This window comes from uncultured Bacteroides sp., assembly GCF_910586915.1.
Taxonomy (GTDB): domain Bacteria; phylum Bacteroidota; class Bacteroidia; order Bacteroidales; family Bacteroidaceae; genus Bacteroides.
In genome coordinates, this window is record NZ_CAJULN010000015.1 from 15071 (window position 1) to 35316 (window position 20246).

Consider the following 20246-nt stretch of genomic DNA (forward strand, 5'->3'; position numbering starts at 1 on the left):
AGACGTTTCCCATGAAAGGAAACGTCTTTTTTATTGTAATATTTAAATTATATATTATTCTTCAACAATAGCTACGCGGCTCAATTTAGCGCTATCGTAGAACATATTGCTTACACCACCTTTGTAATCAACCTTCAATTGAGAAGCAGGCACACCAAATTCGTTAACCATCAAGTCACGAACAGCTTCAGCTCTTTTCTTGCTCAACTTCAAGTTGTAGTCAGCAGAACCTGTACCCTTGTCAGCATATCCAGTTACAGTATATACTTTACCTGAATTTTCTTTGATAGCTTTAGCTACAGTCTCAATATTCATGTATTCTTTCTTAGCGATGCTACTTTTACCGATATTGAATACGACAACATAACGCGGAACAGCATTTACAATTTCTTTCTTAACAACAACTTCCGGTTTCTTATTGCGAGCTTCAACCAAGTCACGTTTCAGAGCTTCGTTTTCACCCTTCAAAGAGTTAACTCTGTCTCTCATATCGTTCAACTGGCTTTCCGGAACCATAGGAACTGTAGGAACAGCATTCCAATCGCGTTTCTTAAACTTGTAAGTTACGCCTACTGTTACGCCACCCAAACCTTCTTTTCTAGTACCGCCGAAAGCATTTTTCATCAGAAGACCACGCAATTCCAAGTTAATATCCAATGCAGAAGAAACACGGAAACGGTTGATCAAACCAGCATTTACGCCTAAGTTTTTCTGATGAGGTTCTGTCAATGAAACAGCTATACCAGCTCCTACGTAAGGAATAAATGAATAAACACGTTTTTCGTTATATCCACAGAACATATTTGAAAGATCAAACAAAACATCACCGTGGAAGTTTGCAAGATTCCATTTCTGTTTGTAGAATCCGTTTGAATAAACTCCGTCTACATAAAGGTCGTTAGCTCTCGGAGAAGCCCCTTTAGCCTGAAGACCGTTATAAGCAAGACGCAACCCTAATCCCGGAGTAAACCATTTACCTACAGCGATATCAAGCGCCGGACTAAGACGTTTTCCGAAAGCGGCTTCACCGTCATTATCACCGAAATACATTTGCGCACCAACGCCACCGCTGATGAACCAATTAGAGCCAAAGCGATTTGTTTCTACTCTATAGCTCTTTGCTGCTTTTTCTTTCTCTTGTGCAGACACACACACTGATGCTGCTGCCAATAAAATAAATAATAAACCCTTTTTCATCTCAATTTATTTTAGTAAATAATAAGTTTTAAATATCATACAGGACAGGAAGAAAATTCATACATCCACACCTGATAAAGAGTCAACATTTTATCCTCTTTTTAAAATTTAGTGCAAATATAGATATTTAATACAATACAAACAAAAAATCACGTAATTTTTCATTCATACGTACATTTTTTAATGCCATCGGCTGTTTCTCATACATTATTCTGTTCCTATTTTCAATATATCAACTTTACATTATCAACCCATAGTGTATTTCCCGGCGAACCAATGTAAGCACCACCATGACTGGATGTAAACTGAAGGTACATATGAGTCGGCACATCGTCCTGATTTCCCCAGGCCACTTCATGAATAGGCACACTTTCACCCTTACTGTTCACCGTATAATTTTCGGTAACCTGCAGACGCATCATATGCGCTTTGTATTCAGAACGCCCCGTAATATCACCATACATTATCTCATAAGAGACATTATTTTTCCAGTCTGTCGAGTGATAATAGTAAGTCACCATTGTACCTATACGTTTAGCATATACATTTCCCTCCGCATCTTCCCAACGTTTCTGCAAAAACAGAATAGCTGCCGGATAGTCTTTACCGGAAACATCGGTTATCTTACTGAACCCTGTAGCACGGATGCGGTTCTTCCGATCGGACATCTTCACCTTATAATCAAACTGAAGAGCTACCGGCTTTTTAGTAAACGGAATACCGGTCTGTAACATTTTCTGCGGATTCTTAGTTCCTTTAATCGGTTCATGCACCGAACCGGTAAAAATAGAACCGGCCGCCAACACCGTAATATTGACAAGCCCAAGCACCTTTACACTTTCCATACGCGTATCGAGCCGTGCACAGTATCCATCTCCTCTCTTTTCCGGGAAAACCGAGGTATTCGTCTTCGTAATACCAGCTACCTTTGCCATTACATTTGAAGTTGCCCACGGCGAACCACCCATATTCTTATAAGCCTGATCTCCCTTGATAACAGATGTCGGTCCTATCTCATATACATTTTTAGTGTTTCCGCCGATAATGGAGGACTCTTTTATCTGACGGTCTATCCATTGGTTCATGTCTCCAAAAGGAACCATTTCCACTCTATGTTGCGCCATCAAAGACAAGGAAGAAAAAAAAGCTACGAAACCTGCCACCAGCAGGCGACAAACAATTTTCTGAATCATTGCTATCCTCTCCTTTTACAATTTATAATCCCATTGTTTCAAAGCAAAATCCCAGTTATCTTCTACCAATCGGATTGTACGTTCATCATATTTATATTTATTCTTCTTATATCCCTTCTTGCCACCTACATATTTCTCTATATTTTCGCGTGCCTCCGTAAATCCAGGAATAGAGAGTGAATTATAAATATTTTCCGTCATCCCCATCGCATCCGCTTCGAAATCTTCAAATTTCACTTCCACCAAATTACCTTCGGGGATGAACTGCTTATCCGATTCATACTTATGATAAAGTTTTGCATAGATGGAAAGAATGTTTTCCTCCAATTGTTCATTGCTTATATCCTGCAACTTCAAGGGCTGAATCGTATTCGTAAAGAAACTCCGTGTCGATTCGAATACAGTATAAGGATTACGCATCAAGTAGATGAACTTGGCATTTGGGAACATCTTCACCAATTCCTTCACCCTGCCCGTATGCGGTGGATTCTTACTAAGGAACTGGGTTCCATGCGTGTTCCACAAAGAAATCTTAATCAGTTTCGTAAACACTTCTTCAAATACTTTCAGTTCCACATCCGTTATATCATCAAACAACAGATATTTATCGGCATACCCCTGCTGATGTTTCGGCAAGAACCAAAAGTTATAATAAGTATAAGGCATCATGTTAGACAGTGCGAATTCCTCTTCCTGAGGAAGATCCACTGCCAGTTCCATATTATCGGTCGGACGCTTGTCCGGCATCAGCCAACTCATATTCTTCTTGAAAAAAGGTTGCCCCCACATCATCAGATGCGGAAATACGGTCTGATATGTCGTATTATATCCAAAATGCTTATCGCAGGAAAACACATTATGTACAAAAGTCGTTCCGCTTCGCCAATGTCCCAAGATAAATACAGGGTCATGCTCTAACGGCTGGTTTGCCAACATCTTCTCATAGCGGCTGTCCTGCAAAGCAGCCAATGGAGAAAGCAAACGGCACACTGCCTTCGTCAACCGATATTTACCTTTATAAGATGCGTCAATCTCACGACCGGCAGTAATCGCTTTAAATGTTTTCCAGTCGGCACCTACCAGTGTATTAATAGGAAGTTTATTAAATTCGAGTAATCCCATATTTTCTTACTTTATAATTTTCACAGCAAATCCCTGGCGTTCCAACTCTTTCACAGCCTTCTCTACAGCCTCATAATGTTCCGGGGCAATTCCCAATTTAGACAAATCCAACACAGGAACATCATCCGTATGGTTCATATCCTTCATCTCTACCCGGTCAATAATCATACCTACTGCTGAAGTATTATTTGTAATCGGGTCAATTAAGATGAACGAACCGCAGGATTTATTCTTTTTATAAGAATCGAAGAACAATTCCTTAGCAGTGGTCAACACGACACGGGCAATCTGATTCAACTGCAAAGGTAAAGTCTCTTGCGTCAACTGTCCGTTATCCAAAGACAAGTGTTCCATTGTGTTCACATCTACCTTATATTTAATAGCATCGATGCGTGTACGGCTCACATTGGTAGTCTGTTTGATAAAGAACGATTTGTTCACATCCATCGGTTCCTCATCCATCCACACCATCATCGCTTCAAAATTACGGTCGACAATCGGTCTGTTATCGGGATGCACAAGCATTTCACCACGGGATACATCAATCTCGTCTTCCAATGTCAGCGTTACCGACTGTGGCGGAAAAGCATAATCCAATTCGCCGTCATAAGTCACAATACTCTTCACTTTCGATGTTTTACCCGAAGGAAGTGCCATTACCGTATCTCCTTTACGAACGATACCTGACGCAATTTTCCCACAGAAACCTCTAAAGTCCAAATTTGGGCGAAGCACATATTGAACCGGGAAACGGAAATCTGTCAGATTATGGTCATTATTAATATGGACAGTCTCAAGGAAATCCAACAAAGAAATCCCTTGATACCACGGAGTACGCTCCGATTTTTCCACAACATTGTCTCCATCTAATGCAGAAAGAGGGATACAGTTCACATCGGGAATACCTAACGGAGTAACGAATTTCTTATATTCCGAAACGATTTCGTTAAAACGTTCTTCCGAAAAATCCACCAAGTCCATCTTGTTGACAGCCAACACAACGTGCTTGATACCCAGCAAAGACACCAAGAAAGTATGGCGGCGTGTCTGAGTAATCACTCCCGTACGGGCATCCACCAAGATAATCGCCAGATTGGCAGTAGAGCCGCCGGTAATCATATTACGTGTATATTGCTCGTGCCCCGGAGTATCTGCAATGATAAACTTCCGACCGTTGGTAGAAAAATAACGGTAAGCTACGTCAATCGTAATTCCCTGTTCGCGTTCGGCTTTCAAGCCGTCGAGCAAGAGTGCATAGTCAATATGCTCACCAGCATTACCCACACGTTTGCTATCACGCTCCAATGCATCCAACTGGTCTTCATACAATTTCTTACTGTCAAACAACAAGCGTCCGATTAGTGTCGATTTTCCGTCATCCACCGAACCGGCCGTCAACAGCCTCAGCAAGTCTTTCTGTTCATCCTTGTCCAGAAAAGCCTTTATATCTAATTTATTATCTGCCATTTATAGTTACAATTAAAAGTATCCTTCACGTTTCTTCTGTTCCATACTACCTTCTTGGTCAAAGTCAATCACGCGCGTAGTACGTTCACTTTTAGTAGTAGTCATCATCTCTTCGACAATTTCCTCAATGGTGGCAGCTCCACTTTCCACTGCACCGGTAAGCGGCCAACAACCTAATGTACGGAAACGAACCATCTTCATTTCAATCTGGTCGCGATATTTTTCGGGCAAACGCTCGTCGTCCGCCATGATGATATTTCCATCAAGATTGATCACCGGACGTTCTTTTGCATAATAAAGCGGAACAATCGGAATATTCTCCAGGCGGATATACTGCCAGATATCCAGTTCCGTCCAATTACTAATCGGGAACACACGGATGCTTTCTCCCTTATGTACACGGGCATTGTAAATATCCCACAACTCAGGACGCTGATTTTTGGGTTCCCATTGATGGAACTTATCCCGAAACGAAAAAATGCGTTCCTTCGCACGCGACTTTTCTTCATCACGACGCGCACCTCCGAAAGCTGCGTCAAATTTATATTTATCCAATGCATGAAGCAACGCCTGTGTCTTCATCAAGTCCGTATGCACCTTACTGCCATGCGTAAAAGGTCCTACTCCTGCTTCAAAAGCTTCCGTGTTGCTTTCCACAATCAGATTCCATCCGTATTTCTTTGCATATTCGTCACGAAACTGCACCATCTCCTTAAATTTCCATTTTGAATCGATATGCATCAGTGGAAATGGCACTTTACCCGGATAAAAGGCTTTTTCAGCCAAGCGCACCATCACCGAAGAATCCTTTCCAATGCTGTAAAGCATCACCGGATTCTCAAACTCCGCCGCCACCTCGCGGATAATATGGATAGACTCTGCTTCGAGTTCCTTCAAGTGGCTTAATTTATATTCTTCCATTACTTAAATAATGATTTTATTCTTCTACAAAACATTTTTCTTCACTTTAGGCAGAATGAGTTCCAACAAACGGTTCACCGATTCTTCCAGACTCAACTTAGAGGTATCCAGTGACAAAGCCGGATGTGCCGGTACTTCAAAAGGTGCGGAAATTCCCGTAAAATTCCGGATTTCGCCTCTCCTTGCTTTCGCATACAAGCCTTTCACATCACGTTTTTCACACTCCTCCAGCGGTGTGCTCACGAAAATCTCCATAAAATCATCCTTTCCGATAATATTCGCGGCCATTTCGCGAATATCATTATTAGGACTGATAAATGCTGCAATCGTGATAATCCCACTATCCAAAAACAATTTTGACACCTCGGCTATACGACGTATATTTTCTATCCGGTCGGCTTCCGAAAAGCCCAAATTGTTATTGATTCCGCTACGGATGTTATCACCATCCAAAATGCGGCAAAGCAATCCACGCTTATGAAGTTCACGTTCCAGCGCAATAGCAATTGTACTTTTCCCCGACCCGCTCAGTCCGGTAAACCAAATCATCACACTACGTTGTTCCAAAAGTTCTTCTTTATCCCGCCGTGTCATCATGCGGTCAAAAATAGGATATATATGATTCTTTTCTTCCATTTATAAATGAGTTTTATTAAAAGTTCCAAATCATCGGAATCAAGATAACAGAAATCAAGAAAGTCATGATATTAAGCGGCAAACCGATACGGACGAAATCCATAAACTTATAATTGCCGATACCCTGTACAATCAGATTAGTCTGATAACCGATAGGCGTAGAGAAACTGGCAGATGCAGCCATGCAAATCACTACAAAGAAAGGTGTCGGACTTACCCCCAACTGGGCAGCAATCGACAACGCCAACGGAAAGGCCAAAGCCGCAGCCGCATTGTTCGTAACCAGTTCCGTAAAGAGATTCGTGATAACAAACAACATTGCAAGCAACACGTGCGGCCCGTAGTCGTCACTTAGCCCAATGATGAATTTCGCCACACAGTCAGCCACACCCGAGTTGACCATCGCCTTACTGATAGCAAACGCACAGGCAATGGTAATCAAGATATCCCATGAGATATATTTCGTATATTTACGCGCAGGGAAGAGATTCGTCCACGCCATGATAATGGTAGTAATAGAGACAAAGAAAAACATATCCAGTTTAATATCCGGAAACATCTCTTTCATTATCGGAAGTTCGCCTACAGTGGCCCCGACAATCATCAGTACCAACAACAGCAAAGCAAACCAGCGTTTTTTCTTTCCCGTAGTGTCCGGTTCATTTCCATTGGTCAGCAAAACGAATACCGAAGACTCACCCCACGTCGGGATAAACGTATCATCCGCCATCACTACCAATGTATCTCCTTCGTGAAGCACCACTTCATCCAGATTCTCTACAAACCTCTGTCCGCTACGAGTCTTGATTTCCTTTACCTCCGCACCGTAATGACGCTGGAAATTGAAATCCTTCATCTTTTTATTAATACCGGGAAAACGAGCACCCAAAACCGCTTCTACCCGATGCTGTTTCTCTCCTTCTTCCACATCTTCATCGAGCACAGTCGCATCCGGACGCGCATCAGGCAACAGACGTTTCGAAAAAACGAAAAGATAAATGATTCCCGCTATTGCAATAAAGATACCAACCTTACCAAGTTCAAACATCGAAAAGCCCTCAAATCCAGCTTCCAGTATCATGCCATGTACTACCAAATTGGTAGAAGTACCAATCAGCGTACAAATACCTCCCAAGATAGTCACATACGAAAGCGGAATCAAAAACTTGGTGGCAGGAAGTTTCACCGCCCTCGCCCAATGCTTGATAATCGGTGCAAAAATAACTACGACAGGAGTATTGTTCAGGAAAGCGGAGATAAACGCGACCGAAGGCAGAATGCGCAACTGCGCCTTGAACACTGTAGTCTTGCCCTGAGGTAGCAACTTCTTAATCACCTGTCCCAATGTGCCCGACTGACGAATTCCTTCACTTACCAGAAACAGCAAAGCAACAGTAATCATACCTTTGTTGCTAAACCCTTCAAGCATCTCTTTAGGAGTCAGAATGCCGACACACAAAAACAATACCACTACCGAAAACAGTATCATACCCGGCCGCATCTTATCCGCAACCAAAGCAGCTACCATTCCTAATAAGGACAATAGTACAAATGCAATTTCAAATGTCATACAAGCATTAATTAGTGTTCTCTTTTGGGTTCAACGATAAACCACGGATTCAGTAAATCTTCTTTGTTATATCGCAAAGGTTCCTCTTTTCCTGCCTGATACACTTCCATTCCGGCAGCACGGGCTATCGCATGACCGGCAGCCGTGTCCCACTCCATTGTCGGGGCAAAACGCGGATATACATCAGCCTTTCCTTCCGCAACCAGACAGATTTTGATGGAACTTCCACTGGATATCAGTTCGACGCTGCCGTGTTTCTTTTTCAAATCCGCAATATACTCTTCCGTTTCCGGCGAGAGATGCGAACGGGAAGCCACTACTATGAAACGCTCGTGTCCTCCCTCCGACGGCATACGTTCCAAGGCTTTCATCATCTGTTCCAACGACAGCACTCCGCTCTCCTCCAGACTGAAAATGTCTGAACATTTGTAAGCTCCCGCACCTTCAACAGCAAAATAAAGTTCTTTTCTTACCGGCACATAAATAACGCCCATCACAGGCACGGAATTCTGCACCAAAGCGATATTAACGGTAAATTCACCGTTCCGTTTGATAAACTCTTTTGTCCCGTCCAACGGGTCTACAATCCATAAAGTCTCCCACGAACGACGCACTTCATAATCCAAATGTTTCCCCTCTTCACTCAGAATAGGGTAAGGAGTCTCCTTCAAGACAGCGACAATCGTCTCATGCGCCTTTCTGTCTGCTATTGTCAACGGAGAGTTATCGGCCTTTCGTTCTATCCCAAAATCCGATGTCGGGTCTTCATAAATAGAAAGTATATCTCTACCGGCTTTCAATGCTGCGTCGATAGCAGCCATTATGTATTTCTGTTCCATTCAATTCCTTCATTAAACACCTTGCCTGCATCAAGGCTGTAAATTCTCCAACTTAAACAGTCTCTAAGAATTGACAAAAGTAAAAACTTTCTTTGCTATAAAAGTTTCCTTGCTGTTATTTATAACTTCTTTTAGTAGAAAGATAAAAATATCTAAACGTATTTTCTTCCTTCCCAATAAAAAAGCAGTAACTTCCCAGTTACCGCCTTCTTATTCGGAAAAGAACTTCTATCCTTCCCAATTATGTATTACCAAAAAGAAATCAATATACACGGTACAGCAACCAAGCTCCCTGGAAATCCGAACGGTTCGGATATTTAGCTTTGAATGCGTCGCGAGCCTCGGCAGCAGCAGCTTTATCGGCAAATGAGCTTACAATGACACGATACATAGCCTTTTCTGCATTAAACGCGATAGTAGACCGATAGCCTTGCGCGTCCAACCAATCCTTCAATCCTTCGGCATTTGCTTTTACACCGAAGCTACCTGCCACGATGCTGTAATCCTTCAATCCTTCATTGCCCGAAACCACTGTCACCTTTTCCTGGCGAACGCCAGATGTATCTGCCACTTTAGGCGTTGTCACAGGAGCTGCAACCACGGGAGTCACCTCTACTGGAACTTCCACTTGCGGTTCTGCCAATTCCTGCTGTTTTGCTTTCTCATAGGCTTTCTTATAGGCACTTTCGCTGGATTTACAAGATGTAAAGGCCAGTATCAAGCATACTCCCATTCCTAATACAATCAATTTTTTCATAATCCTATTACTTTGTTTAATTAATAATTCAACGTTCCGGTTCATCTGTCTTTAATTTCGGGCAACAAAATAATAGAATTTTTATCACCCGACAAAGAAATCCCAACGAAAAAACCGTCTATCACACCTTTTTCTTATACGAAATCGTCCCCGTTGCCTGATTGGTAGGCATCAAAAGCACTTCTGCAATCTGAATATGCTCCGGGACCGACGCTGCAAAATAAACCGTTTCGGCAACATCCTCTCCCGTCAACGGGCGTATTCCTTTGTAGAAGTTATCAGCTGCCTCCTTATCGCCCCGATAACGCACCACCAAGAAATTGGTCTCCACCATACCCGGCTTGATATTGGTAACCCTCAAGGGAGTATCTACCAAGTCAATACGCAAACCGTCCGACAGAGCCTTCACGGCTGCTTTTGTAGCGCAATACACGCTTCCGCCCGGATAAGCGGCATCACCGGCAATAGAACCGATGTTGACAATATGTCCCCGGCCGCGTTCTATCATACCAGGAACTACGAGACGTGTCATAGCCAACAGGCCTTTTATATTCGTATCAATCATGATATCCCATTCGTCCAAACTGCCTTCGAATTCCTTATCCACTCCGATTACCAGTCCGGCGTTGTTTATCAACAAATCGATTTCAGTCCATTCCGACGGCAAGCCTTCCAGTGCGGCTTTTATCTGTTCACGGTTGCGCACGTCGCAAAGAAACGGACAGATTTTCAGTGTGGGATATTCCATCTCCAGCTCTTCTATCAACTTCTCCAATTTTGAAGCATTGCGAGCGTTCAAAATCAAGTTCCATCCTTCTTTTGCAAATTTACGGGCACAAGCCTCACCAATTCCACTGGTGGCTCCCGTAATTAAAACAACTTTATTATCCATTATGTTTCGGTTTATAGAATTTTGGTAGCAAAAGTAGCCTTAAGTCCTGTTGGTTACCCTGCGAAGCCCGTTAAATAAGATTAAGAGCCACAAAAGAAAAAAAGAATTAAAAAGCAAGGTGTTTTTTCCGGCTTGCATGAACAACCTTTTGAGAAAAATGTTATATTTGTTGTATCGTAATCAATAAAAAAATTACAATTATGAAAGGATTAAATGTATTAGCAGCTTTTTTAGGTGGTGCAGCCGTAGGCGCAGCCCTGGGTATTTTATTTGCTCCCGATAAAGGAGAAGACACTCGTCACAAAATCGCAGAGATTCTTCGCAAGAAAGGAATCAAGCTCAACCGCAACGAAATGGAAAGTCTCGTAGAGGAGATTGCAGCCGAGATGAAAGGAGAAATAGCAGAATAAAGTAGAATTAAGGATTTAAAACAGAGCAGCTATGTTTGGAGACGATAAAAGTATTGAGAATTTTCAGCAGTTATTTTTCGAGTTCAAGAAATACCTGGAACTGCAAAAGGAGTATGCCAAATTGGAGTTAACGGAAAAGCTAACCATACTTTTCTCTACGTTAATCATGGTTTTGATACTTATTATTCTTGGCATGGTAGCTCTGTTTTATCTGCTTTTCACACTGGCTTATATCTTGGAGCCATTTGTCGGAGGGCTTATGGCAAGTTTTGCTATCATAGCCGGTATTAATCTTGCTATCATAGCCCTTATTGTGATTTTCCGGAAGCGGCTTATCATCTCACCCCTGGTCAACTTCCTCGCTAATTTATTTCTAACCGATTCAAATAAATAAGTTATGAGTTCGCAGACAATACATAAATATACTTTAGAAGAAATCACCGAGCGCAAGAAACAACTACAAAGTGAGATTCAAGACCGGAAAAAGGCAATGACAGACACCGCCCGCGAAATATTCGCTCCGGTAGCGCCGGCAGCCAATAAGGCGGACTCCATCATGCGTTCGTTCAATACAGGTATGGCGATTTTTGACGGAGCAATGATGGGAATAAAAATAATGCGGAAAGTACGGAGGTATTTCAGAAGTTTTAAATAAAGACGTTATCTTACTTTTAAATCGTAGGACATATTGGTCAAATCATGCGGTAAATGTGACTAATTCATACGGTAGATATGCCCAACTCATGCGGTAGATTTGTCCAACTTATACGGTAGATATAACCAAGTCATACAGTAGACTTATCCAAGTCATGCGGTTAATCATCATAAAAAAAGCCATCCGACTTTGCCACTACAATAACGGGACAAAGTCGGATGACTTCAACTGTATGCAAGTAAAAACTTACACGTATGTTTCAAGCAACTTCACATTTCCTCCTTCGGGAGTAATAGTGACATCCTGCGTAGTAGCGGGAAGCAGAATAGATTCGCCCGCACTGACCGTCAGTTCGTTGCCCTCATTGTCCTTCACCTTACACGCACCTTCCATACAGATAAAAATCACAAATGAGTCCAGTTCCGAATAGTCGCAACTGATTTCTTCCGTCATATCATACAAAGAAGTCGTGAAATAAGGACAGGCAACCAATTCCACCGGTTCGTCCTTCACTGCATCGTATTTGGTACGGTAGTCGTCCAGCACTTCGTAGTTGATGGCTTCGCGTGCCAAATCAGTATGCAGTTCGCGCGTTTTTCCATTTGCATCCTTACGGTTAAAGTCGTAGATGCGATATGTTATATTGGAAGTCTGCTGAATCTCGGCAATGAATGAACCGGCTCCGATGCTGTGCACACGTCCGGCAGGAAGAAAGAACACATCCCCCGGATGAACCTCATACTCTTGCAGTGCATCGGTGATTGTGTTGTTCAACACACGCTCCTTATATTCTTTTGAAGTAATCTGTTCGGAAAATCCCGAACGCAATTTAGCTCCTTTATCCGCATCTACCACATACCACATTTCGGTTTTTCCCATCGAGTTATGACGTTTTTTTGCCAAATCGTCTGCCGGATGCACCTGGATTGACAAATCTTCGCGCGCGTCAATGAACTTTATGAGCAACGGAAATTTATTGCCGAAGCGTGCATAATTCGCTTCGCCCACCAGTTCCTCGCGATACCTTCTTACCATATCGGTCAAGGTTAAACCTTTATCCGGGCCATTAGCCACTACGGATTCATTATCTTCAACGCCGGAAATCTCCCAGCTTTCGCCTACCCCTTTCAAGTCAGCGTTCAAACGCTTGAACGGAATAATCTTGTCGCCCCCCCAAAGCGTCTGCTTCAGAATAGGTTCGAATTTTAATGGATACATTTTTGTTTTTCTTGTTATAAACTTAGATTAAATTCGCACGGATTGTAACAATCCCCGATGCAAACATACGAAAAATAGTTTAGTTTTTGAAGTACTTCTTATATTTAATCGGAATAATTTGTGAGTAAGAAAGAATTTCCTTTTATTTGCAGTAAATTTTAATCATATCAGACATGAATAACACATTCCCAACAGAAGGGAATCTTTCAGGGCTCAGCCGCGAAGATTTCCAAAAGGAGATAAACAATAAGAAAACAGACTTATTTATCCTCAAAAACGCAAAGGGAATGGAAGTAGCTGTAACCAATTACGGATGCGCCATTCTCTCCATTATGGTTCCGGATAAAAACGGCAAGTATGCCAATGTGATTCTTGGTCACGACAGCATCGACCACGTAGTCAACAGCCCGGAACCTTTCTTAAACACTACTATCGGACGCTACGGCAACCGCATCGCCAAAGGAAAATTCACCTTGTTCGGCGAAGAACACGAACTTACAATCAACAACGGTCCTAATTCCCTTCATGGTGGACCTACCGGTTTCCACGCCCGTGTTTGGGATGCTGTCCAGATTGACGAAAGCACCGTACAGTTCACTTATGTTTCTGCCGACGGCGAAGAGGGTTTCCCCGGCAATCTCGAAGTAGAAATGACCTATCGGCTGGACAACGAAGTAAACGCACTGAATATCGAATACCGTGCCACTACCGACAAGGCCACAGTGGTAAACCTGACCAACCACGGTTTCTTTAATCTTGCCGGCATCGCCAACCCCACTCCTACTGTCAACAACCACATTGTCACCATCAACGCAGATTTCTATACCCCCATCGACGAAGTTTCCATCCCGACAGGAGAAATTGCCACAGTAGAGGGAACTCCGATGGACTTCCGTACTCCGCATACCGTAGGCGAGCGTATTGACGACAAATTCCAACAATTAATATTCGGTGCAGGATATGATCACTGCTATGTACTGAACAAAATAGAAAGCGGCTCGCTCGATTTGGCTGCCACCTGCAAAGACCCCGAAAGCGGTCGTATTATGGAAGTGTACACCACCGAAGCCGGCGTACAACTTTATACCGGCAACTGGCTCAACGGCTTTGAAGGAGCACACGGTGCGACATTCCCTGCAAGAAGTGCCATCTGCTTTGAAGCACAATGCTTCCCGGATACTCCGAACAAACCCCATTTCCCGTCGGCAACCTTACTCCCGGGTGATGAGTACCAGCAAATCACGATTTACAAATTCTCCGTAGAAGAATAACAACAGAAAAACAACTAACCTAATTTTATAAACTAACATTTTTTTTAAATCATGACACAAGAAAAAAAGAGTGGTAATCTCATCGCTATTATCACCATGTGCTTTATTTTTGCGATGATTTCGTTTGTTACCAATATGGCGGCTCCGTTCGGCAACATCTGGGGATTCCAATATAGCTGGGCAGCCATGATGGGAAATATGATGAACTTTGCAGCTTACCTGTTCATGGGTATCCCCGCAGGTAAAATGCTCGTTAAATACGGTTACAAGAAAACAGCCTTGAGTGCATTGGCAGTAGGTGCTATCGGATTGATAGTACAATATCTCTCCAGCATTTTCGGAGCAGATATCGAAACTTTCACTTACGACGGTCAGATTGTTGCCCTCAACCTTATCATCTATCTGTTAGGCGCATTCATCTGCGGTTTCTGTGTATGTATGCTGAATACTGTAGTAAACCCGATGCTGAACCTCTTAGGCGGCGGCGGTAACAAAGGAAACCAGTTGATTCAAATCGGTGGTACATTGAACTCACTGACCGGAACACTGACCCCGCTGTTGGTAGGTGTATTAATCGGACAAGTAACTGCCGAAACAAGCATGAGCAATGTAGCTCCTCTCTTATTCATCGGTATCGGTATTTTCATTTTGTCATTCTTCATCATTTCATTCGTTGCCATTCCCGAACCGCAAGCCAATACAGGCAATACTAAGTTCGAACACAGCCCGTTGGCTTTCCGCCACTGTCTGTTGGGCGTTATCGCCATCTTCTTCTATGTAGGTGTAGAAATCGGTATACCGGCACAGTTGAACTTCTACATCACTAACTTGGGATTCGAGGGCTCTGCCGCTATCGGTGGTACATTGGCTGCCAGCTATTGGTTCCTGATGCTTATCGGCCGTGCTTCCAGCAGTATCATCAGCGGTAAAATCTCTACTACAGCGCAGATGACTGCCGTTTCTCTGTTCGCCATTATCATGTTGCTGATTGCTATTCTGATGCCCGAAACAATCACAGTAGAATTCAAAGGAAATGAAATCCCGATGAAATGTTTCCTCATTGCTATATGCGGACTTTCCACTTCTGTAATGTGGGGCGGTATCTTCAACCTCGCTGTAGAAGGATTGGGCAAATACACGGCTGCTGCATCCGGTTTGTTCATGATGATGGTAGTCGGTGGCGGTATCATGCCGTTGATTCAGGACTTCATCGCCAAAGCAACCAATCCGATTACAAGCTACTGGCTGATTATCGCTATGTTAGTGTACATCCTGTACTATAGCAAGATTGGCTGCAAAAACGTAAATAAAGATATTCCGGTAGAATAAAATCTACCACTGAACATAATTTATTCACCTTATAAACTTAAATTATCATGGATATAGAACACGTAAGAAGTCGCTTCATTAAACATTTTGATGGCACTACAGGATTTATATATGCTTCGCCGGGACGTATCAACCTGATTGGCGAACACACCGACTACAACGGCGGATTCGTATTTCCGGGCGCAGTAGACAAAGGTATGATTGCCGAAATCAAGCCGAACGGCACCGACAAAGTAAGAGCGTACTCCATTGACTTGAAAGACTACGTAGAATTTGGCTTGAACGAAGAAGACGCTCCGCGTGCAAGTTGGGCAAGATACATTTTCGGTGTTTGCCGTGAAATGATCAAACGTGGCGTTGACGTAAAAGGATTCAATACTGCTTTTGCAGGCGATGTACCTCTGGGTGCAGGTATGTCTTCTTCCGCAGCTTTGGAAAGTACTTATGCTTTCGCATTGAATGAACTGTTCGGTGAAAACAAAATAGACAAATTTGAATTGGCAAAGGTAGGTCAGGCTACAGAGCACAATTATTGTGGCGTGAACTGCGGTATCATGGACCAGTTCGCTTCCGTATTCGGTAAAGCAGGTAGTCTGATTCGTTTGGATTGCCGTTCATTGGAATATCAGTATTTCCCGTTCCATCCGGAAGGTTACCGTTTGGTTTTGATGGATTCAGTGGTGAAACACGAATTGGCTTCCTCCGCTTACAACAAGCGTCGTCAAAGTTGCGAAGCTGCCGTTGCCGCTATCCAAAAGAAACACCCGCACGTAGAATTCCTGCGCGACTGTACAATGGAAATGTTACAAGAAGCGAAAGCCGATATCAGCGATGAAGACTATATGCGTGCAGAATATGTAATCGAAGAAATCCAACGTGTGCTCGACGTTTGCGATGCTTTGGAGAGAGACGATTACGAAACTGTAGGTCAGAAGATGTACGAAACGCATCACGGTATGAGCAAGTTGTACGAAGTAAGCTGCGAAGAACTCGACTTCTTGAATGATTGTGCCAAAGAATGCGGTGTAACCGGTTCACGCGTGATGGGCGGCGGCTTCGGCGGTTGTACTATCAATCTCGTCAAGAACGAGTTGTATGACAACTTTGTTGAAAAGACAAAAGAAGCTTTCAAAGCTAAATTCGGCAGAAGCCCGAAAGTGTATGACGTGGTAATCGGCGACGGTTCCCGTAGACTGGAATAAGAAATTATTCAAAATAAATAATTAAGAAGGGCGGCTTCCATCACGATAGCCGCCCTTCTTTTCTATCAGTAAAACCTGCTATCTATGGGATTGTTTCTTGGTGAATTTATAAACAGCAAAGGTATTCGATTTCAACTCAGTCGTAAAGATATGTCCCTCAATGGATATCGGACTCTCTTGCGGAATGATGGCAAAGGGGTGTTCAAGCGTATTGTCCTTATCCGAATCAGATGAATGAAACTTAATACAACGTCCGTTCGAGAGTACGTCTTGTTTCTTCAATCCTGCGAAGTTCAACGAAATAGATTGAACCATGCCGGAAGTATTGGCAACCTTTACAATCACTTCATTCTTATTCCTATCATATACGGCACTGGCAAAAAGCCCGTTCTGCCCTTCGGCTCCCGTTACATTTTTCTTGTTCATGGTAAGCGGAAGAACATTGGTTCCTTTATTGTGTGCAAACAGTTGTTGCACATAATAGCTTGCCGTACGCACGGTATTCAAGTTATCGAACCAAATCATATCCGGACGCCATTGCCAGCCCTCCACATGGGCGAAAAGCGGAGCATAGGTAGCCATATGAACAATATCAGCATTACGCTCCAAACCCGTCATGAAAGCAGCTTCGAGCAAAGCAGCATTGAAATGATTCCATTTCTTCCCTTTCCCGTGGCAAGCATACTCACCGGCAAACACTTTCGGACCTTTACGGTCATAATTATCATAACGTGCACCTTGAGCCAAAAACCAACTTTCGGGACGGTAGAAATGCTCGTCCACCAAATCAGCTTTCAGACGTTTCATTTCAGGCCATAAATAATCAAACTCTTTCCCTTCGGAATTCGGGCCGGAACTTCCCACAATCTTCATATCAGGATACGCTTTGCGGATAGCCTTGATAAACGGTTCAAGGCGTTCGGGATATTCTCTTCCCCATTGTTCGTTACCGATACCGACAAATTTCAGATTGAAAGGAGCCGGATGCCCCATCTCGGCACGCACTTTTCCCCAAGTTGTGTTCACATCGCCATTGGCAAACTCAATCAAGTCGAGCGCATCTTGAATGTAGCGGTCTAAATCGCAAACTGCAACGTGTGCTTTCGGGTCGTTGTTCTGATATTGACATGACAGCCCGCAGTTCAGAATCGGCAGCGGTTCTGCTCCCATTTCCTCAGACAACAGGAAGTATTCATAGAATCCCAACCCGTAACTTTGGTAATAATCGGGGAAGAAACGGTTGGTAAAAGTGTACTGCCAGCGATTCTCGTTCAAAGGACGATTTTCTACAGGACCTACCGATTTCTTCCAGTCGTAACGGGTTTCCAAGTCCGTACCTTCTACAATGCAACCACCGGGAAAGCGGAAAACTCCCGGATGAATATCCGCCAAAGCCTGCGCCAAGTCTTTGCGAAGTCCGTTTTCGTGTCCCTTCCAGGTATCTACGGGAAAAAGGGAAATATGTTCCAAGTCTACTGTTCCTTTGGAAGTAAGAAAAATGCGGAGGGTAGCTTTAGGATGGGTTATTCCCGGTTTCAGGACAACCTGGTATTTTTTCCATTCTTTTGAATCAACAGTAAGATTCTGTGTGGCAAAAGCCTGGTGTTCGCCCATTGACTTAGTATCTACAAGTTCGATTCGCAAAGTTTCTTTTGCACTTCCCTGCGGCAGACGCGCCCAAACGGAAAAACGATACTCCTCCCCTTTCCTAACGCCGATACCGAAAAAGCCTTCATTGTCAAGTCCGGTATGCTTATGTGCGTGTCCCGGGTTGGAAAGACGTACATAATGAGGATTGCGTTCAAAAGGGCCGTCGTCCATTAACGACACCATTCCATAGGTATTCCACCCCATCAGATGTTGGGGAAACTCAAATGAGCGGTTCTTGACCAGTTCGGCATAGAGTCCGCCATCGGCAGCATAGTTGATATCCTCAAAAAAGAGTCCGTACATGGTAGGTTGAATTTCCGCTCCCAGCTTTTTGGTTTGTATCACCATTTCATTGGTTTGCGCATGAAGTGCCATTCCGGCAGATAAGGCTAATGCAGCCACGATTTCTGTGTATCTTCTCATGGTTTCAATAAAATTATATATGGTTTCGTTTTATTCCATTCGTGTCCTGCAAAGGTAATCAGATTCTTAATTCTCTTTTTATCCAATCTCACCATTCATAGGTGTTTTTCAGTCAAAAAGGACCAATTTCCATTCATTTGCACAATTTTCCATTCACCGACTGTAATTAGGGTACGAACCAAGACCTAAAATGACCTACCGACAGATTCGTATATTAATAAGGTAATACTGAAAAAGCCTTTTATGCTGCATAACATATAAGAGTGTACTTGCTACACCAAATCAAAGTGTTACTTTTACACCCAAATTAAGATAAGCATCTCATTTACATTAAAAACAGAACCATGAAGAAACATTTTCTATTTGCGGGAATTGCCGCTCTGATGTTATCGGCGTGCTATGACAAGCCGGCTTCCGAACTGACTCTATCCGGGCTCAATCCAGCAAATTTTCAAACAGAAGTGAATAAGGCCAAAACCAATCTTTATACATTAAAGAATAAGGCAGGCATGGAAGTGTGCATCACTAACTTCGGAGGACGTATCGTATCTATTATGGTACCGGACAAAAACGGAAAGATGCAGGACGTGGTATTAGGTTTCGACAGCATTGCCGATTATATCAATGTGCCAAGCGACTTCGGCGCTTCCATCGGACGATATGCCAATCGCATCAATCAGGGACGTTTTGTCTTGGACGGCGACACCGTCCAACTGGCACAGAACAACTTCGGACATTGTCTGCACGGTGGTCCGAAAGGCTGGCAATACCAAGTCTACGAAGCAAGCCTCATCGACCCGACGACTCTGGAGCTGACTCTTATCTCGCCCGATGGCGATGAAAATTTCCCGGGCAACGTGACAGCCAAAGTAACTTACCAACTGACCGAGGACAACGCTATCGACATCAGATACAGCGCCACTACTGATAAAAAGACGATTATCAACATGACCAACCACTCTTATTTCAACTTAGCAGGTAATCCGTCGAAAACTTCTACTGACAATATCATGTATGTAAACGCCGACTACTATACTCCGGTAGACAGTACCTTCATGACAACAGGCGAAATAGCTCCGGTAAAAAATACGCCGATGGACTTCACTACTCCGAAAACAGTAGAGCAGGATATCAACAACTACGATTTCATTCAATTAAAAAACGGAAACGGATATGACCATAACTGGGTACTGAATACAAAAGGGGATATCTCTCAAGTAGCTGCCCGACTGACTTCTCCCGAAAGCGGAATTACCCTGGAAGTATATACCAACGAACCGGGTATCCAAGTTTATACCGGCAACTTCCTCGACGGAACCGTGACAGGCAAAAAGGGAATCGTTTACAACCAACGGGCTTCCGTTTGCCTGGAGACACAACACTATCCCGACAGCCCCAACAAGGCAGACTGGCCTTCAGTGGTTTTGGAACCGGGACAGACATACAACAGCGAATGTATTTTCAAATTCTCTGTAGAGAAATAATATTAACTTA

Annotated in this window: 19 protein-coding genes; 7 read left to right on the top strand and 12 right to left on the bottom strand. The window is 43.3% G+C overall.

Annotated elements, in window-relative coordinates:
- Positions 1-54: 54 nt before the first annotated feature.
- The 10 genes from QZ331_RS07505 to QZ331_RS07550 all read right to left on the bottom strand — a co-directional run bounded on the left by QZ331_RS07505 (position 55) and on the right by QZ331_RS07550 (position 10594).
- Positions 55-1197, bottom strand: a complete 1143-nt coding sequence (locus tag QZ331_RS07505) for an OmpA family protein (RefSeq protein WP_294629311.1) — start codon at positions 1195-1197, stop codon at positions 55-57.
- Between the two features lie 224 nt (positions 1198-1421).
- A complete protein-coding gene (locus QZ331_RS07510) occupies positions 1422-2390 on the bottom strand; it encodes a PCMD domain-containing protein (RefSeq protein WP_294629312.1) in 969 nt (322 codons plus the stop codon).
- A 15-nt stretch (positions 2391-2405) separates the two neighbouring features.
- Positions 2406-3512, bottom strand: coding sequence for a sulfotransferase (locus QZ331_RS07515; protein ID WP_294629313.1), 1107 nt, complete (start codon positions 3510-3512; stop codon positions 2406-2408).
- 6 nt (positions 3513-3518) lie between these two features.
- Positions 3519-4979, bottom strand: a complete 1461-nt coding sequence (gene cysN / locus QZ331_RS07520; RefSeq protein WP_294629314.1) for a sulfate adenylyltransferase subunit CysN — start codon at positions 4977-4979, stop codon at positions 3519-3521.
- Between the two features lie 12 nt (positions 4980-4991).
- The gene (gene cysD, locus QZ331_RS07525) at positions 4992-5900 is read right to left on the bottom strand and encodes a sulfate adenylyltransferase subunit CysD (RefSeq protein WP_294629315.1); all 909 of its coding nucleotides are present in this window, start codon (positions 5898-5900) and stop codon (positions 4992-4994) included.
- Positions 5901-5924: 24 nt separating this feature from the next.
- Positions 5925-6536: an adenylyl-sulfate kinase gene (cysC, locus tag QZ331_RS07530; RefSeq protein ID WP_294629316.1), complete on the bottom strand. Its 612-nt coding sequence runs from the start codon at positions 6534-6536 to the stop codon at positions 5925-5927.
- Positions 6537-6552: 16 nt separating this feature from the next.
- The gene (locus QZ331_RS07535; protein WP_294629317.1) at positions 6553-8106 is read right to left on the bottom strand and encodes an SLC13 family permease; all 1554 of its coding nucleotides are present in this window, start codon (positions 8104-8106) and stop codon (positions 6553-6555) included.
- 11 nt (positions 8107-8117) lie between these two features.
- On the bottom strand, positions 8118-8945 hold the full coding sequence (gene cysQ, locus QZ331_RS07540) for a 3'(2'),5'-bisphosphate nucleotidase CysQ (RefSeq protein ID WP_294629318.1): 828 nt from the start codon (positions 8943-8945) through the stop codon (positions 8118-8120).
- 262 nt (positions 8946-9207) lie between these two features.
- Positions 9208-9702, bottom strand: a complete 495-nt coding sequence (locus QZ331_RS07545; protein ID WP_294629319.1) for an SPOR domain-containing protein — start codon at positions 9700-9702, stop codon at positions 9208-9210.
- Between the two features lie 121 nt (positions 9703-9823).
- Positions 9824-10594 carry an SDR family oxidoreductase gene (locus tag QZ331_RS07550; RefSeq protein WP_294629320.1) on the bottom strand — a complete coding sequence of 257 codons (771 nt, stop codon included), beginning with the start codon at positions 10592-10594 and terminating at the stop codon, positions 9824-9826.
- A 200-nt stretch (positions 10595-10794) separates the two neighbouring features.
- Here QZ331_RS07550 and QZ331_RS07555 point away from each other — a divergent pair, with 200 nt between their 5' ends.
- From QZ331_RS07555 to QZ331_RS07565, 3 genes are read left to right on the top strand one after another with little or no spacing between them, the layout of a single operon-like run.
- A complete protein-coding gene (locus tag QZ331_RS07555) occupies positions 10795-11004 on the top strand; it encodes a YtxH domain-containing protein (protein WP_294629321.1) in 210 nt (69 codons plus the stop codon).
- A 31-nt stretch (positions 11005-11035) separates the two neighbouring features.
- Positions 11036-11398 (top strand): phage holin family protein, encoded by a 363-nt coding sequence (locus QZ331_RS07560; RefSeq protein WP_294629322.1) that lies wholly within the window; start codon positions 11036-11038, stop codon positions 11396-11398.
- Between the two features lie 3 nt (positions 11399-11401).
- Positions 11402-11659: a hypothetical protein gene (locus tag QZ331_RS07565; protein ID WP_294629323.1), complete on the top strand. Its 258-nt coding sequence runs from the start codon at positions 11402-11404 to the stop codon at positions 11657-11659.
- A gap of 246 nt (positions 11660-11905) precedes the next feature.
- On the opposite strand, the gene QZ331_RS07570 is transcribed toward QZ331_RS07565, so the two are convergent.
- Positions 11906-12877: a type I phosphomannose isomerase catalytic subunit gene (locus QZ331_RS07570; RefSeq protein WP_294629324.1), complete on the bottom strand. Its 972-nt coding sequence runs from the start codon at positions 12875-12877 to the stop codon at positions 11906-11908.
- A 173-nt stretch (positions 12878-13050) separates the two neighbouring features.
- On the opposite strand from QZ331_RS07570, the gene QZ331_RS07575 reads away from it, so the two are divergent.
- The 3 genes from QZ331_RS07575 to galK are packed head-to-tail and all read left to right on the top strand — an operon-like array spanning position 13051 to position 16679.
- Complete coding sequence (locus QZ331_RS07575) at positions 13051-14148, top strand: aldose epimerase family protein (protein WP_294629325.1); 1098 nt, start codon at positions 13051-13053, stop codon at positions 14146-14148.
- A gap of 51 nt (positions 14149-14199) precedes the next feature.
- Positions 14200-15477 carry an MFS transporter gene (locus QZ331_RS07580; RefSeq protein ID WP_294629326.1) on the top strand — a complete coding sequence of 426 codons (1278 nt, stop codon included), beginning with the start codon at positions 14200-14202 and terminating at the stop codon, positions 15475-15477.
- 47 nt (positions 15478-15524) lie between these two features.
- On the top strand, positions 15525-16679 hold the full coding sequence (galK, locus tag QZ331_RS07585) for a galactokinase (protein WP_294629327.1): 1155 nt from the start codon (positions 15525-15527) through the stop codon (positions 16677-16679).
- Between the two features lie 78 nt (positions 16680-16757).
- On the opposite strand, the gene QZ331_RS07590 is transcribed toward galK, so the two are convergent.
- Entirely contained in the window at positions 16758-18752 is a 1995-nt protein-coding gene (locus QZ331_RS07590) for an alpha-L-arabinofuranosidase C-terminal domain-containing protein (protein WP_294629328.1), read from the bottom strand.
- A gap of 344 nt (positions 18753-19096) precedes the next feature.
- Between QZ331_RS07590 and QZ331_RS07595 the strand changes: the two genes are divergently transcribed.
- On the top strand, positions 19097-20236 hold the full coding sequence (locus QZ331_RS07595; protein ID WP_294629329.1) for an aldose epimerase family protein: 1140 nt from the start codon (positions 19097-19099) through the stop codon (positions 20234-20236).
- The last annotated feature ends 10 nt before the right edge of the window (positions 20237-20246 follow it).

What these genes read in the sequence shown, in the direction of transcription:
- QZ331_RS07505 (WP_294629311.1), bottom strand. Translation starts at nt 1,197, where the DNA reads ATGAAAAAGGGTTTATTATTTATTTTATTGGCAGCAGCATCAGTGTGT.
- QZ331_RS07510 (WP_294629312.1), bottom strand. Translation starts at nt 2,390, where the DNA reads ATGATTCAGAAAATTGTTTGTCGCCTGCTGGTGGCAGGTTTCGTAGCT.
- QZ331_RS07515 (WP_294629313.1), bottom strand. Translation starts at nt 3,512, where the DNA reads ATGGGATTACTCGAATTTAATAAACTTCCTATTAATACACTGGTAGGT.
- cysN (WP_294629314.1), bottom strand. Translation starts at nt 4,979, where the DNA reads ATGGCAGATAATAAATTAGATATAAAGGCTTTTCTGGACAAGGATGAA.
- cysD (WP_294629315.1), bottom strand. Translation starts at nt 5,900, where the DNA reads ATGGAAGAATATAAATTAAGCCACTTGAAGGAACTCGAAGCAGAGTCT.
- cysC (WP_294629316.1), bottom strand. Translation starts at nt 6,536, where the DNA reads ATGGAAGAAAAGAATCATATATATCCTATTTTTGACCGCATGATGACA.
- QZ331_RS07535 (WP_294629317.1), bottom strand. Translation starts at nt 8,106, where the DNA reads ATGACATTTGAAATTGCATTTGTACTATTGTCCTTATTAGGAATGGTA.
- cysQ (WP_294629318.1), bottom strand. Translation starts at nt 8,945, where the DNA reads ATGGAACAGAAATACATAATGGCTGCTATCGACGCAGCATTGAAAGCC.
- QZ331_RS07545 (WP_294629319.1), bottom strand. Translation starts at nt 9,702, where the DNA reads ATGAAAAAATTGATTGTATTAGGAATGGGAGTATGCTTGATACTGGCC.
- QZ331_RS07550 (WP_294629320.1), bottom strand. Translation starts at nt 10,594, where the DNA reads ATGGATAATAAAGTTGTTTTAATTACGGGAGCCACCAGTGGAATTGGT.
- QZ331_RS07555 (WP_294629321.1), top strand. Translation starts at nt 10,795, where the DNA reads ATGAAAGGATTAAATGTATTAGCAGCTTTTTTAGGTGGTGCAGCCGTA.
- QZ331_RS07560 (WP_294629322.1), top strand. Translation starts at nt 11,036, where the DNA reads ATGTTTGGAGACGATAAAAGTATTGAGAATTTTCAGCAGTTATTTTTC.
- QZ331_RS07565 (WP_294629323.1), top strand. Translation starts at nt 11,402, where the DNA reads ATGAGTTCGCAGACAATACATAAATATACTTTAGAAGAAATCACCGAG.
- QZ331_RS07570 (WP_294629324.1), bottom strand. Translation starts at nt 12,877, where the DNA reads ATGTATCCATTAAAATTCGAACCTATTCTGAAGCAGACGCTTTGGGGG.
- QZ331_RS07575 (WP_294629325.1), top strand. Translation starts at nt 13,051, where the DNA reads ATGAATAACACATTCCCAACAGAAGGGAATCTTTCAGGGCTCAGCCGC.
- QZ331_RS07580 (WP_294629326.1), top strand. Translation starts at nt 14,200, where the DNA reads ATGACACAAGAAAAAAAGAGTGGTAATCTCATCGCTATTATCACCATG.
- galK (WP_294629327.1), top strand. Translation starts at nt 15,525, where the DNA reads ATGGATATAGAACACGTAAGAAGTCGCTTCATTAAACATTTTGATGGC.
- QZ331_RS07590 (WP_294629328.1), bottom strand. Translation starts at nt 18,752, where the DNA reads ATGAGAAGATACACAGAAATCGTGGCTGCATTAGCCTTATCTGCCGGA.
- QZ331_RS07595 (WP_294629329.1), top strand. Translation starts at nt 19,097, where the DNA reads ATGAAGAAACATTTTCTATTTGCGGGAATTGCCGCTCTGATGTTATCG.